The organism is Membranihabitans marinus, from assembly GCF_019802045.1.
GTDB lineage: Bacteria > Bacteroidota > Bacteroidia > Chitinophagales > Saprospiraceae > Membranihabitans > Membranihabitans marinus_A.
On sequence record NZ_JAHVHU010000010.1, the window covers coordinates 25,673 to 42,777 of the forward strand.

At 42.4% G+C, this 17,105-nt stretch carries 14 protein-coding genes and 1 riboswitch; of the genes, 6 read left to right on the forward strand and 8 right to left on the reverse strand.

The window, feature by feature from the left end; translation table 11 throughout:
• Positions 1 to 5: 5 nt before the first annotated feature.
• Positions 6 to 106, reverse strand: a riboswitch (SAM riboswitch).
• A gap of 90 nt (positions 107 to 196) precedes the next feature.
• The 3 genes from KUV50_RS11335 to KUV50_RS11345 all read left to right on the forward strand — a co-directional run bounded on the left by KUV50_RS11335 (position 197) and on the right by KUV50_RS11345 (position 3,216).
• Complete coding sequence (locus tag KUV50_RS11335; protein ID WP_222580270.1) at positions 197 to 625, forward strand: OsmC family protein; 429 nt, start codon at positions 197 to 199, stop codon at positions 623 to 625.
• Positions 622 to 1,785 (forward strand): trans-sulfuration enzyme family protein, encoded by a 1,164-nt coding sequence (locus tag KUV50_RS11340; protein WP_222580271.1) that lies wholly within the window; start codon positions 622 to 624, stop codon positions 1,783 to 1,785. Before KUV50_RS11335 ends, KUV50_RS11340 begins: the two co-directional genes overlap by 4 nt.
• A gap of 78 nt (positions 1,786 to 1,863) precedes the next feature.
• Positions 1,864 to 3,216: a cytochrome-c peroxidase gene (locus KUV50_RS11345; RefSeq protein ID WP_222580272.1), complete on the forward strand. Its 1,353-nt coding sequence runs from the start codon at positions 1,864 to 1,866 to the stop codon at positions 3,214 to 3,216.
• Positions 3,217 to 3,496: 280 nt separating this feature from the next.
• Here the strand turns inward: KUV50_RS11345 and KUV50_RS11350 are convergent, their stop codons facing one another.
• The 3 genes from KUV50_RS11350 to KUV50_RS11360 all read right to left on the reverse strand — a co-directional run bounded on the left by KUV50_RS11350 (position 3,497) and on the right by KUV50_RS11360 (position 6,073).
• Positions 3,497 to 4,153, reverse strand: a complete 657-nt coding sequence (locus KUV50_RS11350) for a DUF1080 domain-containing protein (RefSeq protein WP_222580273.1) — start codon at positions 4,151 to 4,153, stop codon at positions 3,497 to 3,499.
• Between the two features lie 194 nt (positions 4,154 to 4,347).
• The gene (locus tag KUV50_RS11355; protein WP_222580274.1) at positions 4,348 to 5,052 is read right to left on the reverse strand and encodes a LytR/AlgR family response regulator transcription factor; all 705 of its coding nucleotides are present in this window, start codon (positions 5,050 to 5,052) and stop codon (positions 4,348 to 4,350) included.
• A gap of 4 nt (positions 5,053 to 5,056) precedes the next feature.
• A complete protein-coding gene (locus KUV50_RS11360) occupies positions 5,057 to 6,073 on the reverse strand; it encodes a sensor histidine kinase (protein WP_222580275.1) in 1,017 nt (338 codons plus the stop codon).
• 234 nt (positions 6,074 to 6,307) lie between these two features.
• On the opposite strand from KUV50_RS11360, the gene KUV50_RS11365 reads away from it, so the two are divergent.
• Complete coding sequence (locus KUV50_RS11365; protein ID WP_222580276.1) at positions 6,308 to 8,680, forward strand: outer membrane beta-barrel family protein; 2,373 nt, start codon at positions 6,308 to 6,310, stop codon at positions 8,678 to 8,680.
• 509 nt (positions 8,681 to 9,189) lie between these two features.
• Positions 9,190 to 9,909 carry a DUF481 domain-containing protein gene (locus tag KUV50_RS11370; RefSeq protein WP_222580277.1) on the forward strand — a complete coding sequence of 240 codons (720 nt, stop codon included), beginning with the start codon at positions 9,190 to 9,192 and terminating at the stop codon, positions 9,907 to 9,909.
• A 191-nt stretch (positions 9,910 to 10,100) separates the two neighbouring features.
• Here the strand turns inward: KUV50_RS11370 and KUV50_RS11375 are convergent, their stop codons facing one another.
• A complete protein-coding gene (locus KUV50_RS11375) occupies positions 10,101 to 11,612 on the reverse strand; it encodes a BNR-4 repeat-containing protein (RefSeq protein WP_222580278.1) in 1,512 nt (503 codons plus the stop codon).
• A 52-nt stretch (positions 11,613 to 11,664) separates the two neighbouring features.
• On the opposite strand from KUV50_RS11375, the gene KUV50_RS11380 reads away from it, so the two are divergent.
• A complete protein-coding gene (locus KUV50_RS11380; protein WP_222580279.1) occupies positions 11,665 to 12,762 on the forward strand; it encodes a Gfo/Idh/MocA family protein in 1,098 nt (365 codons plus the stop codon).
• A gap of 59 nt (positions 12,763 to 12,821) precedes the next feature.
• Here the strand turns inward: KUV50_RS11380 and KUV50_RS11385 are convergent, their stop codons facing one another.
• The 4 genes from KUV50_RS11385 to KUV50_RS11400 all read right to left on the reverse strand — a co-directional run bounded on the left by KUV50_RS11385 (position 12,822) and on the right by KUV50_RS11400 (position 16,794).
• Positions 12,822 to 13,100, reverse strand: a complete 279-nt coding sequence (locus KUV50_RS11385; protein ID WP_222580457.1) for a hypothetical protein — start codon at positions 13,098 to 13,100, stop codon at positions 12,822 to 12,824.
• Positions 13,024 to 14,085, reverse strand: a complete 1,062-nt coding sequence (locus tag KUV50_RS11390) for a BNR repeat-containing protein (RefSeq protein ID WP_222580280.1) — start codon at positions 14,083 to 14,085, stop codon at positions 13,024 to 13,026. The genes KUV50_RS11385 and KUV50_RS11390 overlap by 77 nt, the downstream gene beginning before the upstream one ends.
• A gap of 109 nt (positions 14,086 to 14,194) precedes the next feature.
• Positions 14,195 to 15,412: an SGNH/GDSL hydrolase family protein gene (locus KUV50_RS11395; protein WP_222580281.1), complete on the reverse strand. Its 1,218-nt coding sequence runs from the start codon at positions 15,410 to 15,412 to the stop codon at positions 14,195 to 14,197.
• Between the two features lie 44 nt (positions 15,413 to 15,456).
• A complete protein-coding gene (locus tag KUV50_RS11400; protein ID WP_222580282.1) occupies positions 15,457 to 16,794 on the reverse strand; it encodes a Gfo/Idh/MocA family protein in 1,338 nt (445 codons plus the stop codon).
• Positions 16,795 to 17,105 lie beyond the last annotated feature (311 nt).

A 17,105-nucleotide genomic window follows, 5' to 3' on the forward strand; every position in this document is an offset into this window, starting at 1 on the left:
GATTGTTTTTATATCCCCAATTTCTTGGCAGGATTTAGCACCTTTCTACAAGTAGCGGTTGCTAGGGTTTCGCAGAGCCTGTTCTCTCCACCCTTCTGTATAAAAATCAATCTGCCTTGAGAATTGATTCGATTAGCAAATGTAAAAATAATTTTGATAGTTTTGCATTAATCAATTAAAAACCGAAAAGGAAAGTATGGAAGTTACGATCGAACGCAAATCAGGACAGTTTCATCTGGAGTCATTTAATGAAGACGGACTGTCCGTCCAGACCGACGCTTCAGAAAGCATAGGCGGGACAAACCAAGGGGTACGACCGATGCAAATGGTGCTGATGGCAATGGGCAGTTGTTCTGCCATTGATGTCATTTCAATTTTGCAAAAGCAAAAACAGGTTTTAGATGATATAAAAATAAACATTAGAGCACAGCGAGAAGAAGGAAAGGTTCCTTCCTTATTTACTCATATTGACATTCACTTCAAATTATTTGGTGACATCGAGGACAAAAAAGCGAAGCGAGCCGTTGAGTTAAGTATGGATAAGTATTGTTCGGTAGCTCAAATACTCAAAAAAACAGCTGATATTGGGTATACTTTTGAGATCATCAATGAAAAAAAACCGTGAAAGATCAAACCAAATTGATCCGTACCCAAACGAATCAAACCACATACAGGGAACACAATACACCGCTGTACTTGACGAGTAGTTTCACATTTGAAAGTGCAGAACAGATGCGGGACACTTTTTCCAATGAATTGGAAGGACAGATTTATTCCAGGTACTCAAACCCAAACCTGGATGAGTTTATTCAAAAAATGTGCCTTTTGGAGAATAAACCAGCCGGATTTGCAACCGCCTCAGGCATGGCTGCCGTGTACCTGGGCTTAGTGAGTTTTTTGTCAGCGGGTGATCACATACTTGCATCCTGTGCTTTGTTCGGTTCGACCCATCAGATTCTGGATCAGATCCTCCCTCGTTTTGGTATTACTGTCAGCTATGTCGACCCCGACCAGAAAGATGAATGGTCAGAGCAAATCACTAATAAAACAAAGCTTTTGATCGTGGAAACACCGAGTAATCCGGGATTAAAAATAATCGACCTGGAATTTTGTGGTGTTTTATGCAATACGCACGATTTACTCTTTATAGTTGATAATTGTTTTGCCACACCTATTCTCCAAAAACCGGCCGATTATGGAGCGAACCTGATCATTCATTCCGCCACCAAATACCTGGATGGCCAGGGTCGTGTCCTGGGTGGCATCATCGTCGGCGACGAAGACCTAATGGAGCGAGTGGTTTTTATGGCCCGGCACACCGGTCCTGTCCTATCGCCTTTTCATGCCTGGTTACTTTCGAAAAGTCTGGAAACACTACCACTCCGCATGAAAGCTCATTCGGAGAATGCACTGTCTGTCGCCAAGGAACTAAGCAGTTCTCCTACCATTAAAAAGGTCAATTATCCTTTTTTATCCAATTTTCCGCACTATGAACTGGCCAGAAAACAAATGAGTATGGGCGGTGGAATTGTTACATTTGAACTGGATGGTGATATCGAGCAGGTTTTTCGATTCATCAACCATCTTAATATGTTATCCATCACTTCAAACCTGGGCGATGCCCGATCGATTGTTACGCATCCGGCTACAACAACGCATAGTAAAATGGATCCGGAAAATCGAAAAAAAGCAGGAATCACCGATCAACTTATCCGTATTTCGGTCGGTCTCGAAGCCGTGGAGGACATCAATTCAGATATCAAACAGGCTTTAGCCAAAGTTTAACGAAATAAAATCCTGGGGTAACCTGGATCATTTTATGTTTGTGCAGGAGAAAAGGTTTCTTTTATATCCACTACACCTATGAACAAATTTTACTTTCTGGCGATATTACTTTTGACATTTGGCGCCTGTACACAGGATGTGATGAATGTCAGCAGCCTGGATCTGCAACTTGAAAACGCTATTCGATCGGCTGCACCTGACCATACATTGTCATATTGGGTTCTTGCAGATTCCAGAGATTATGCCAACATTCCGCAAGACCCTAAAAACACATTGACTCGCGAAAAAGTAGAACTTGGTAATTTTCTTTTCTTTGAAACGGGTTTAGCACTAGACCCACAGTACGACGTCGGTAAAGGCACCTATTCCTGTTCCAGTTGTCACATTGCAGAATCAGACTTTAAACCAGGACGAAAACAAGGAATTGGAGATGGAGGAGTTGGTACCGGGAATCGCGGTGAGGCCCGGTTTAAGAGTAAGGTTTACCCGGATGCTGCATCGCTGGATGTACAGGGTATCAGGCCATTGACGGTATTGAATGTGGCTTATTCGGCAAAAAACACACAGTGGAACGGTTCTTTTGGATCCGGACAGGCCAACAAAGGGTTCGAACACCGTTTTTCAGACGATGTGGATGAAGGACTACATCTGAATAATCTGGGATTCGAAGGACTGGAAACCCAATTGATGGAAGGCTTCAAATTGCACCGAATGAAAATGGATCCCGAGATCGCAGATACACTCGGCTACCGAACTTATTTTGACGCAGCTTTTCCGAACGTAGATGTTTCGGAACGGTATTCCGCCAGGAACGTCGCACTCGCCATGGCCGCATATCTTCGCACGATAAACACCACCGAAGCACCCTTTCAAAAGTGGCTTAAAGGGGACAAATACGCCATGACAGATCAGGAAAAGCGGGGCGCATTATTATTCTACTCCAAGGCCAATTGTACCTCTTGTCATGCAGGACCGGCCTTTAGTGACACCCGATTCTTTGCGGTTGGTGTAAACAACCTCAATGATCTGGCCACCTTTGTGGATGAACCCAGAGCCCGCAATAAGAACTATGGTCGTGGATTTTTTACAGGGATCAAAGAAGACCTTCATAAATTTAAAGTTCCCACCTTATACAACCTCACCGGTACCCCTTTTTATTTCCACGGAAGCAGCAAACGGGATCTTCGGGAAGTTGTCGAGTACTTTAATCAGGCCATTCCGGAAAATCCGGAGGTTCCTGAAGAAGTCATTGCATCGAATTTTAAGCCGCTGGGACTGACAGCGAACGAGGTGGATGACATCACAGCATTTCTGGCTAATGGTCTGGATGACCCCTCTGTCACCCGTTATAAACCCGATGCATTGCCTTCCGGCAATTGTTTTCCAAATGCAGATCCGGTTTCGATTCAAGAGATGCGATGCGTTGAGTAATGGTAAACTGGGTGGGCGGGCAGTGGTCGTTGGGAATTGAGAGAACAGACATTCCTAGCGTACCATAGCAAAGACTCCCACAGCGTACCCAAGCACAGTTTCCCTCCCGTCGCGAAGCGTGTCGTAGCCACACATCTTTTTTTCAAAATTTAAAATCCTGTTCACTATGTATAGTCGCGAAGGAGAGCTTGTGCCGTCCTGGCCGTTGAGGCGTCCCAACAGCGAAGCACCGTAATTCCTAACACCTAAAAGCGAAGCGCCCTAATTCCTAATACCCTGCTCACGGTAACGGCTTCACCTTTATATCTTTAAAATAGATCGCACTATTGGGGTCGTGCGCCTGCAGTGCAAAAGTGCCTCCTTTCAAAATCCGGTTCACCCGTTCACCTTCCCGTTTTGGATTCTCTGGTTCGGTGTAATCTACTGTAACAATGTCATTGATCTTAACAATTACCCGATTGCCTTCGACCTTTATGTACTCCGTAAACCACTCATTATCCTTTGCATAGTTTTCGGCCACTTCCACTATATCATACAAACTCCCTGTTCTCTTCCAATCGCCGCCGGAATTATTGATCTGTACTTCGTAACCATGCAGTGGCCAGCCTTTTTCTTGGTACCGGGTATGAAAATAAATCCCGGAATTTGCACGAGGTTCGGTTTTCACCTTCGCTTCAAATTCAAAATTCTGAAAGTTATGATTCTCTACATCCCCCACATAATAGAGATGCGCTTTTTCACCATAGGCTTTGATCATCCCATCTTCCACTGAAAATGTGGATGCATTTTCCCCGACCTTCCAACCATCGAGGTTTTCGCCGTTGAAAAGCGAAATCCATCCATCTTTAGATGATTTAGCACCGCTCTGTGCAGTAGTAGAGCAAGACATACTTGAAATCAGAAATACAATAGTGAAACAATAAAAAAGGTTTTTCATTTTAAAATACTTTTGAGTGCTTTATAAAGTAACAAGGTATAAAATTATCAGAAACGTTTCGAGAAAAGGTCTATTAAAAAACAAAATAATATGGCGAGGTCTGCTCTCCTTCAACTCATATTAACAGCTTTTGGCAGACCTGATTTTAACCGTCTGATATTTTTAAGACCCATAATTTTATGACAGGTGCTGATTTAATGAATATATCTGCTCATAAAGTCGTCTTTATACACTCTGCCAATGGGTATCTCAGTATTGTTGTCCAAATAAATCTGTCCGCCGGTTACCTTTTTTATCTTGGTCACATTGACGATATAGGATTTGTGAACCCGGGCAAAATAATTTTGATCAAGAAAGTCCTCCCAATACCCGAGGGATTCGGACGTCAGGTGTTTTTGTTCGGGCAAATACAGTTCAGTATAATCAGAGTCGGCTTTAATAAATAAAACATCCGGGACATGAATTTTAATGTGATCATAACCAGATTTAATAAACAAGTCCAATGGAGCGCCTTTTTTGAAATATGGACCTTCATCCGCATGAAGCGATGTCTTATTAACAGATACTTTAGAGACCGCTTTTACAAACCTCTGAAATGAAAAGGGTTTTAGAAGGTAATCGACCACGTCCAGTTCATACCCCTCCAGTGCATAGTCCTGAAATGCTGTGGTCAATATTACCTGTGGCGGATGTGATAATGATTTTAAAAATTCAATTCCAGATATTTTGGGAAGATGAATGTCCAGCAGGATAAAATCCACCTTTTCATTTTTTAAATATGCCATGGCTTTTAAAGCATCCGTAAAGCTGCCTTTCAGTTCAAGTGTCCCCATGTTTTCGATATACTTTTCGAGGATTCGCCGGGCTGGCGCCTGATCTTCAATGATGATGCAATCCATTAATTTATATTTTCTTCAAAGACAATATCAAGTTGACTTCATAATGGGAGTCGGTTTGGTAAATATCAAGTTTATGATCTTGCGGATATAATAAATTCAATCTTTTCTTTACATTCTTCAGGCCAATTCCACTTGAAAGTTCTTTGGTATTGGATTCTGAAAGATAATTGTTCGAACAACGGAAATGAAATTGGTTGTGCGCTTCCATCCATATCTGAATCGATATGGATATTTCATCTACCTGACTAGACGAACTATGTTTGAATGCATTTTCCACGAAGACCATTAAAATCAATGGTGCAATTTGATAGTCAGAAGAGATGTCATCAATCGAAAGTTCTACTTCTCCCCGCCCTTCAATTTGCATTTCACTTAAATTGATAAAGTTTTGTAACTGCTCCAGTTCTCTTTTAAGCGGTACATACCTGGCTTTGCATTCATACAACATATACCGAAGAAAAGTCGACAATTCCAGTATCATTTCTGAAGTTCGGGGTGAATTTTCTATCGAAAGCGAGTAGACATTGTTCAGATTGTTAAAGAGAAAGTGCGGGTTGATTTGTGACTTAAGAAATTGTAATTCACTTTCCTGAATGGTACTTTTCAGATTCTCTAATTCACTCTGTTTTTCCAGTACGTCCCATGCAAATTTGAATCCACATAATATAGTAATAGTCGGCAGGGTCCCCAACAGGTTGTAAAATACACCTAAGAATTTTTTACCCCGGGTATTTGGAAAATAAATTTTTTCCAGGATATTCTCTTCCACGAATATGACGACGGCTACCACTACACAAAAATAAAGCAGGAATCGCAGGTATTTTTTGGTATAAAAAAAACGCGGCAACAAATAATAATTTACCAACAATGCTGCCCACACCAAATTCAGATATGATACTACCTGGTATGGTCTGATTCCGGGGTTACGACGATCAAAAGAATAAAATATAAAAACGACCAAGATCAATGCCAGGAAAAAAATATATTCCAGGTATGGAATTCCTTTAATTTTTTTTGTCATCTAATAAATATAAGCCATCTTCCATAAAAACCGAGCGACATTCTGTAAACAACCTAATAGTCGGGATGAACGGCTCTATACCCTCTTTGATATACGGATCTTCATTGTAGCACTTAAAACATTTTGTCGTTGACGGGTATAGTTTAGTTGTTTGTAGAGAACATTTTCATCTAATCCACTAATTGCTTTATTTTACACTTTTAATTTCAAGCTCGAAAATCTAAAACCACGTTCATGAAGTCATTTCAATTAACAACTCTGTTAATCCTTATTCTGCACGTATTTTCAGCTGCGCAAAACAATACGATTACGATCAAGGGCACAGTCAAAGATCAAACCACAGGCGCCCCCATCCCCTATGCCACGGTGGTGATCAGTGATCAGAATACGGAATCCATGATTTCGGGAGCTGCCACCCAGGAAGATGGCACCTTCTCTGTCACTTCAAACACTGCTGATATTTTTATCACAATCAGCTTTATGGGATATGAAACCAAGAAGCTGTCCAACCTCAGTATTCAAAATAACCAGGTTGATTTAGGAACCCTTGCATTAATTGAAAACAGCCAGGTCCTTGAAGAGGTTATGATCGTCGGTGAGAAATCAACCATGGAGTTTGATCTCGATAAACGTGTATTTAATGTCGGTAGTGACATCAGTAGCACCGGCGTGAGTGCATTGGAAGTGCTAAACAAGGTTCCATCAGTGAACGTCGATATCGAGGGACAAATTCAACTCCGTGGAAATTCCGGGGTTAAAATTCTTCTCAATGGAAAACCATCTGTATTAGCCGATGAAGAATCCAACGCCCTCGGAACCATCACAGCAGATATGATTGAACGCATTGAGGTTATCACGAATCCTTCAGCCAAATATGACGCAGAAGGTACCGCAGGAATACTCAATATTATTCTAAAAAAAGAGGAAAACAGAGGCTTGAATGGATCTGTAACTGCAAATACGGGATTGCCGGACAATCACAGCATTGGATTGAGCATGAACAAACGGACGGATCGATTTAATTTATTCACCCAGCTGGGCGGAGGCTACCGATCCTATCCTTACGACAGAAAGTCTGAGAACATAGATCGCATCAACCAAACAACTCTTGTAAGCACCGGTACGTCCTATCGAAATGAACTATTTTACAATGCCACGCTTGGCACAGATTATCATCTTAATAAGAGCAACATCATTACACTGACCGGAAACTTTTCTTACGAAATAGAAGACCAACCTTCCAGAACCAATTACAACCTGGTTGATGAGATCAATCAAACCAGTTCATCCTGGTACCGGGAAGAAACTACAGAAGCGATCAATCCGAAGTGGGAGTATGACCTGCAATACAGCAAAGAATTTGAGGACAATGAAGACCATCTCCTGCTGTTCAATGCGCAGGGTAGTTTTTTCGGGAAAGATCAATCTTCAGAATTCACCAATAGTGTCGTGGAGGGAGCAGATTTCAACACAGATCAACAAACAAGAACAAAGTTCCAACAAGCAGACTACACCTTCAAATTAGATTACACCAATCCGGTTAATGACGTTATCACAATGGAAGCAGGCGGTCAATACCTTATCAATGATGTGGGTAATGACTATTCAGTTTCCAACTTTGCGGATGATGAATGGATCATTGACCCGGCACTTACCAATGTATTTGAATACAATCAAAAAGTGTTGGCTGGCTATGCCACCGGTGCATATAAAAAAGATAAATGGGGGATAAAATTAGGAGTACGGGTAGAAAACACCGATTTACACACCTTACTTACCAATACAGATGAAGACAACCTTCAAAATTATACGGATTTTTTTCCAACTCTGCACAGCTCCTATAAGATGTCTGATAAAGTTTCACTGCAGGCCGGCTATTCGCGTCGAATATTTCGTCCAAGACTGTGGGACCTCAATCCATTTTTTAATATTCGAGACAATTACAATATACGGACCGGGAATCCAAATTTAAAAGCTGAGTATTCTGATTCTTATGAATTAACAAGCATATTTAAGCTTGGAAAGGCAACGCTGAACGCCAGCATATTTCATCTTTTTACGACCAACATGGTAGAACGAGTTACCTCATTTTCCGACAATGTGCAGACCACGATTCCTCTCAATGTCGGAACCAACCGGGCAACCGGATTGGAAATGAATGGAAAATTTATTGCTGCTGAATGGTGGACACTCAACGGCGACTTCAACTGGAACTTTTACAAAAGAGAAGGGGAATATGAAAATCAATCGTTTGATTTTAACGGGAACCGGTGGTCCAGTCGTTTGATGTCCAGCCTATCACTGCCTGCAGACTTCGAACTGGAAATCACGGGCTATTATCGATCCGGATACAAAACGGTTCAATCCGATATTACGGGTTCTCCTTCGGTCGATGTAGGAGTTCGAAAAAAAATCAACAAAGGAAAATTTGTCATCAATGCGAGCGTGAGAGACTTGTTCGATTCCAGGATACGGGAGTCCATTACCGAAAAACCCGGCTACTATTTGTACAGTCGTTCCAATCGACGCAGAACCTTTACATTGGGTGTCAGCTATGGTTTTGGTAAAGGAGAAGCCATGACCTATTCTTCCGGGCGGAGACATTGATTGTTAATAGTGGATGATTATTGGTGAGCCCACTCCAGATAGTCTAAATGGATTGGTTGAATCTCTGTGAAATAGTTCGTATTGATTTACAATGCGTGGTATAAATTATGTCGGGGTGATTTTCCTTGGTGTTAAACCATAGCTATAATGTAGAAAAATATAGTTGTTCATGAAATTTTGACCGCGATAAATTATCTTGCAATTGTAGATGAGATGAGAAAGCTTTTCATCTCATCTCGAGCGCCTAAAGTCAGCTTGCCCCTATGGAATTTGGGGCCGATACAGGGCATGGTGGTTGTTTTTATGGACCTAAGGCAATATGTCTTTGTGGGAAGTGAAGGGTTTACAAGGAAATGTATTTGGTTCACGGTCGGCAGTTACTTTAAAAACAAATCTGAATTCTGAATTCTCCAATAAGAATTCTAAAATCATTTCATATATTCACGGCGAATCCAAATCGTTGACCCATCGATTTCATTAGAATTATAGTAATCGCAGTTCTATTGAGCATGGTTCAGACCATCGCTTTTACGCAAATCGTTAACGTTGAGACATTGCGGAAACAAACCGATACCACCGGATTTGCCGGAAACATTGCACTTAATGGCAGCTATCTGGACAATGAAAAAATCATTTACTCCCTCGGAATTCAATCACATATCCAACACAAATGGCAACGCGACATTCTGATCCTGGTAGGAGATTATAAAATCAATAAATCAGAAGAAGTTGCCTTTCAGAATGCTGCTTTTCTTCATTTACGATATAGCCATGAGTTTACCGATCTTCTTCGATGGGAATCATTCACACAAATACAACACAACAAAATTGCCCGGCTTGATTTTAGAATTCTTGCTGGTAGTGGTCTGCGCTTGAAGCTGGTCGGCGAAAATTCTTTCAGAATGTATCTGGGGATACTGCCTATGTATGAGTATGAACAAATCAAAAACGATGATCAAGATATAAATACGAATGTCCGGTTGAGTAATTATCTAAGTATGACCTTCCAAATCAATGATCATACACAGCTGTATTCTACCAGTTATTATCAGCCCGCCCTGGGTAAAATCAGTGATTACCGGTTCTTCAACGAGCAAAAACTGAAAGTCGGGCTGAATGAAAATTTATTGTTGACAGTTTCTTCGGTCTATACCTGGGACAATCGACCACCGGAAGATGCTCCGGGCCGTACTTTCCAAATCAAGACAGGGCTGGAATATAATTTCTAAAAAGACCTACTCGCTTAATGCAGCTAGAATAAGGGATCAGAAATACTCGTTCACGGATAAAAGCGATCAGCACCAAGACTATTTCGGATAGTATGAATTGGTGCATGGTATATCATCGATTAAAGAATGGAAAAGTAATATATCGTTTAACTTCTCTTTCGAAAGCACCTTCCTTTCCATGGATGCCAAAATTACTCAACCACTTTTTCGGGAACCATCCATTCCTGATTCATATGGCCGGGTAATTTCCAAACCTGGCCCTCAAAATCTCCAAAATAGATGGTAGAAGAACTGAATTGATGAGGGTCTCCATCAGACCAAAAAAAACAAAAAGGTGGTTTAAAATTAAAAGGTCTGCGAACATAGCTGTGATTAAAACGGCTCTGATGAGTAATTTGGCTCTCCTCTTCCCATGTCTTTCCCTGGTCCGTGGATGTCCATATCACAACTTCACCACCGACGCCCCAGGGCTGCGGTGATTCCGCCGCTGAAGTGGTTGGTCCCACCACCCGCCATCTATCGGGAGCAAGGTACAAACTACCCATGTCATAATTGTGATCAGAGGTTGTAACCTCACTCATATCCCATTTCTTTCCATTCCATTGGGCAATAAACCATTCATAGGGCGCATTTTCCGGACCTGGTTCATGACCATTGCTTTTTATAAATAGTCCAACGGGATGCCCTTGTTTTGTAAACCCCATGTCTTTCAAATAAATGTTTTTTCCTTCCGTATAAAAATCTTTGACAAGAGCAGTAGTTTGGGGATCAATCACCGGAATATCAATTTTGTTTCCGGCAGCATCGGTCCATACGTTCCCCAAATCATCCGTCTGCAAATAATAAAGATCCGTTCTTTGGTCTACGTTTCCCTGCGGGTGGCGATTAAAAAAGGTGCCCACCCTCTTACCCTGCCAGGTGGCACTGATCTGATAATGTCCCGACTTTTCACCAGGCTCCTGGGGAATCGCAGCAAGCAACTGATCATCACTCCATTGCATACCATTTTGACTGTGTTCCCAGTATAGTTGACGAACTCCAGTGTATTTCGTAAACAAGTGCAATAAACCACTCTTGGTATTCCAGGGTTGCGGATAAGTCATTTCTTCTTCGGTAACCTTTTCAAAGTTGTCAATTGAAAATGGTTCACGGCTTCGGTATTTGAAGCCCGGCCGTTTTTTGCCGCGCCCGCTCACAAAAACCCAAATATAGCCTTCATCATCGATCATCACGGACGGATTATCATGTGGATCAATTACCCCTTGTTTATCACAAACCACGGTTGGTTGAGCAACCATTCCACTTTTATGATCATAAACACCGATCATACATAGTAGATGACGGGAAGTATCGCTCGGCGTTCCGCCATACACAAAAAAGGTCTGATCTACTTTTGGAGCATACACGGCTAAGGGCACATGCTTTGCAGTGTAGGTTCCTAGTCCGCCGGAATATTTATCTCCGTAGTCAAACTTCTGTCCGAGTTCAAACCAGATGCCCCGGTAGCCATCCATTCGCGTATTCTCCAGATTGTGCGTGTACACTTCAAAGTGATTTTCAGACTGAACAACCCGGTTTGTCAACTTATTTTCCGTTTGCTCATGGTCCTTAGATGAACTGTTCTCTTTAGATCCGGATTTTAAACTACTACAGGAGAAAATGATCAGATGCGTTATTAATAAAAGCAGGTGGAGTAATCTCATTATTTGATTCTTATTTATTAATCATAAATATATGTATCTTTCTCGTAAAAAGATGATCCATTTGATCTTCACGCTTCTTTCGATTTTAAGTTTTGCGACCGAGTCATCAGACACGACCAAACCGGTTCAAATAGGTATTGCCAGACTCACGCATGATCATGTTAATTGGGTCTTTAACGACGACCATAAAAATGATATTGAAATTGTAGGAATTGCAGAACCTGACTATGAATTAGCGAAAAAGTATGCCAATCGATATGGATTTTCCATGGATCTGGTTTATAATTCTTTGGAGGAAATGGTCGACGCGACCGCCCCGAAAGCTGTGATGGCTTTCGGATCTATTTACGAACATCTTGAGGTAGTACAGACATGTGCACCCCGGGGAATCCATGTTATGGTGGAGAAACCATTAGCGGTTAGCATGGAACACGCCCTTGAAATGGAACGACTGGCTCGCAAGTACGACATACACCTGTTGACCAACTATGAAACCACATGGTATCCAAGTAACCACAAGGCATACCACATGGTGGTAAATAAAAATGAATTGGGAACGGTACGGAAAATGGTCATCAGGGACGGACACCGCGGACCGATAGAAATCGGATGCAGTAATGAATTTCTAGAATGGCTCACAGATCCAGAACTCAATGGCGGGGGTGCAATTGTAGACTTTGGTTGTTATGGAGCCAATTTGGCAACTTGGTTGATGAAGAACCGAAAACCCAATGCTGTGTGGGGGGTTACGCAGCAGCTAAAACCTGATCTCTATCCTAGGGTGGATGATGAAGCCACAGTCATCCTGGAATACCCGGAGGGACAAGTAATCATACAAGCCTCCTGGAACTGGCCTTTCAGTCGCAAGGACATGACGATTTATGGAGAAAATGGATTTTTTTCTTCCATCAATTCGCACGATATAAAAATGCATCTCAGGACGAATAAATCAGCAAGTACCGCTACACTATCAGAGCGGTCAAAACCCTATGACAATCCCTTTTCTTATCTGGCTGCGGTGATCCGGAAAGAGATTGAGGTGGATCCCCATGATTTATCCTCATTGGACAATAATATGATCGTGGTAGAAATATTGGACGCAGCGCGATGGAGTGCCCAGACCGGAAAAAAGGTGGTATTAAAGGACTAAGATTCTAGGACTAGGGGTGTCGGCTTTCATAGGATTCTGGGATTCTGTTTTTGCGCAGTTCATACGCAATGAAAGTCCCCACTAATCTCGTAAAAATCGACTGGTAATATTTCTTCCAATGACTTTGATTTAAGAACGGTTCCGATCACCTCAAAATCATCATTGAGTAAAAGCGTACCAGGCCCGTACTTAATGTGCCAGGAATCTATCTCGTAATTTCCATCCGCACGGTTTCTAAATCCATGGATGCGAACCTCTACATCAATACTTCCCCGGCCTGAAAATTCCCATCGGTAATCCCAGGTGGTAATGGGTTTGATGCCCCACCCCCCCATCATGGTATCTGGCTAGGTACAACTGAATATTTCCTTCTTCATCATATTTGTGATATACAAAGACTGGCTTATTCTTCGGATCCAATACCATCCGCGCTGCCAAATTGATAATGCCTCCACCCGGCGGAATAGGGTCCACTATTAACGATGGTTGATTCAGTGTAGCTGGTAATTCTATCTGCTCTCCGCGAACATCATACCAATGAATCAAATCAGGACTCTTCATATAAGAAAGATCATGATTGGTGGCACAATCCGGTGTATCCCGCCACACCCAATACATATGATACCATTCATCCTGCATCAGGTGCGGTTGTGATTGATAGGCATTCATCAAGCCCTGTCCGTCGGTTAACGGGACATCCAGCAAACGACTCCAGGTTTGGGATGTGGTGGAATAAACATTATAGATTTCATTTCCGTCACCACTTCCGCCATCTCGATAATGAAAAATCAATCTCCCTTTTTGGTCTTTCATAAAATGAGGATATGTTGCCCGATCTTCCTCAGTACCAACCATTTGCCATACTTGTTGCAAGGTTGAAATATCGTGGGGCTGCGTACTTCTGAAATATGTCAAAGGATGGACATGCATATTCCCGGTCAGGTGAATATAGCCCGCCTTATCCACAGCCATTGTTATGGAGTTGTGACTATCCCAACCAAGCACTGTACTGGTTCCCCGATGTGTTTTTCGCGAAGTAACCGGCATCTCAGTTAGTATAAATTGTTGATCTGCAAGATCACGCTGCCCCACGACCATGTTCCGATTCGCATTGTAGTATGCAACGTATTGCCGCTCTTCATGTGTGTACAGGCAAAAACCAACCGGATGTCCCGCCCATACCTTATCAATCTCCATGACCTGCGTGATGACTGAAGAATCAGAACGCTCGTCACTGACAATCTGGTTTTGAGCATATAGTTGAACACAGCTATTTAACAAAACCCAACAGGAAAGAATGGATACAAAAATTAAATATCTCACGTCTATATTTTTAATAATTGACTGTGCAACAACATGCCAATACCAAAATTCAAAACTAAAGCCAAAAACTCTCCCCTTCTCTACCTTTACCTCTACCTTAGCCTTAGCCTCATTCGTTCACATAAAAATATCGAATCCGGCAGGTATTTCCGCTGTGGTCGGCTTGAATTTGCTTTTTAAGGCGAATCTCCAGAAGATGATTGCCTTCATCAAGTTCACCATCCAGTGTATAAAACCAGGGTAAATGCAATCCCCCACTCCACTTCGTTAACAAATCTTGAACTTTCCACGGTTCGTCATCAATCCGATATTCGATTACACCCGCATCTGGTCCGGATGCTACTGCAATTCCCACAGCCGTACCCTTGAAACGAAACTTCAATAGGCTGTCGGGTTCATTTCCGATCAACATGGGTACATGGGTATAATTGGGACGAGTGTTCGCTCCGTCCAACGGTATCCAATTAGGATCATATTTCCACCCTTCTGTAACCATTTCTGGCGTGACTTCAATCATCCGGCCTGCATCATACGAGTACCTATCCAGTTTGTCTGGCAAAGGATGAGTTCTTACTGATTTTTCAGAACGAATTGTTTTCTCCCATGCATTCTCTAAAAAACAAATTATAGAGCGGGCATAGATCCCGTGTCCAAACGGAGAAGGATGTAAATCTTTAAAATCATCTGCCCACGTAAACTCTCCTGCATCCATCCGGTCGGTCACTTCCCTGGCCAGATTAATCGAGGGAATATTGTAGTGCATCGCCACCTTCTCATGATTTTTAATCACCAAGGGAACGTCATTCGCGCGGTAGGTATCTATCTTATCCGGATCTACAAAATACATAAATACGATATCCATGATCGGATTAGATGCTCGCGCATGCCGTACAATGCCTTCCATTGCCCTGACCTGTTCTTGGGTGCTTCGCCCATTCGTAAAATCGTTGACGGCAGCCTCTTCAAACAGTAGATCAATGCGTCCGTGCCTTAATACATCCCGCTCGAATCGAAATGCTCCGGGTGTCGACCCCATGGACGGGATACCCACGGCAATAAAATCAAACTCAGTATCAGGAAATCTGTGCTGAAGATATTGCATCACACTATCTCTCCAACCGGGATTGTATGATATCGACCCACCCAAAAAGGCCACCCGAGCCGAGCTTTTGCTCTCAAAAACCCGCAGCGCATTTTGCAAGCCAGACCGTTTCTGAGACCAGGACGTCTGACTGTCCTGCTCACATAAATGGTCTAATCCTTGACCCTGAAGCATTCCACAAAACAGAACCAATAACGGGATAACAGTCTTGAAGACATCTGTCATCGTTAATTCATTTAAACACCTAAAGCCCGACAGGTTCTGATCTTCTATACCACCTCAGGAATCTCGAACCCTTTCCGGTAATGGCCTTTCAAATAAGTATTTGCTTCCGGATCGTTGACAAACCGTTCTTTACTGGGATCAAACTCGAGAACCCGTCCGGTCCGGTAGGCTATATTTCCAAGATGAGCCAGACCTGATGACAAGTGCGCTGTCTCAACCGGTCCGTTTAATATAGACTTATCCTGCTTACGGACCGCTTCCATAAAGTTGGCTATATGCCCATCTGTGCCACCGGCGCCGCGATCCATTCCCGTTCCGGAAGGTCCACCATCTTCGCCTGATTTTCCAGGTTTTCTATCCTTGCCTAAATAAGTTTTGTATTTATCATACCCATCTACAACCAGGATTCCTTTATCACCATAAAAAATATTTCCTACCGTTACCCCTTCCTCCGTATTTGTACACCACGGACGAACTTCAAATTGGATAATCTTATTTTCTTCCGGATAGTTATACACAGAAGTCAGCACTTCGGGTACTTCTTTGGAATCATCCCACAGAAATTTTCCACCCATCGAGGTAATCTGAGTCGGGAATCCCACATCAAGTCCCCACATACACAAATCAGTCTCATGAATACCTTGATTACCGACATCGCCATTCCCATAATCCCAGTGCCAATGCCAGTTGTAATGAACCAGATTCTCCGTAAATGGTACTTTAGGAGCAGGTCCGGTCCAAAGATCATAATTAATATGATCCGGTTTGGGAGAAAAGCCTTTATCCCCGATGCTGGGTCTCCATCGGAAAACCAACCCACGCGCCATATACACTCTTCCAATGTATCCATCGCGCAACAATCCGATCGCTTCATTCACAGCAGGTGAGCTTCTCAACTGAACCCCATGTTGTACAATCCGATTGTATTTATTCGCAGCTTCCACCATCTTACGCCCCTCCCATATATTGTGAGAACCTGGTTTCTCTACATAAACATCTTTGCCCGCCTGGCAAGCCCATATAGTAGCCAGTGCATGCCAATGATTAGGCGTGGCCAGGCTGATAATATCAATATCATCATTTGCTATTACCCGACGAATATCTTGTTCGAGGGCTACATCTTTGTTGTAGGTTTCCTTAAACGATTGCTGGCGTTCTTTTAAAAGATTCATATCGGGATCACACAAGGTGGTAACTTGTACATTATCCTGGGCCATAAATCCCTTAATATGGCTTTTCCCACGACCATGGATCCCTAAAACTGCTACGTTGACTCGCTCGTTCGCACCAAAAACGTTTGCAGAAACAATGGTGGGAGCAACAATGGCAGCGGATCCGGCCAGGGTCGTTTTTTTAATGAATGATCTTCTTGATGACTTCATTTTTATTGATTTAAAAATTGATAAGTTATTCGTCCAATTTTCAGTTGAAACTTGGAGTTAAAATTGATTCACAGGGCCCGGTCAAAAGTTAAATTCACCCCCCCTTTTGTAAAGATCCGTTAATATATAAAATGGTTTGCAAATAGTTAAGAAATCGGGAGAAATTAAAAAGATATTCTGAGCTCGGAAGATCTAAAGAACCATTCTCCACCTCAACTTTTCCAAATTTTTCACAATTGATTTCATTTTTGTATTTTACGGCCTTTTATACCTTGCGATCTTTTCCGTTGCCTGTCAAATGCAAGCGCAAT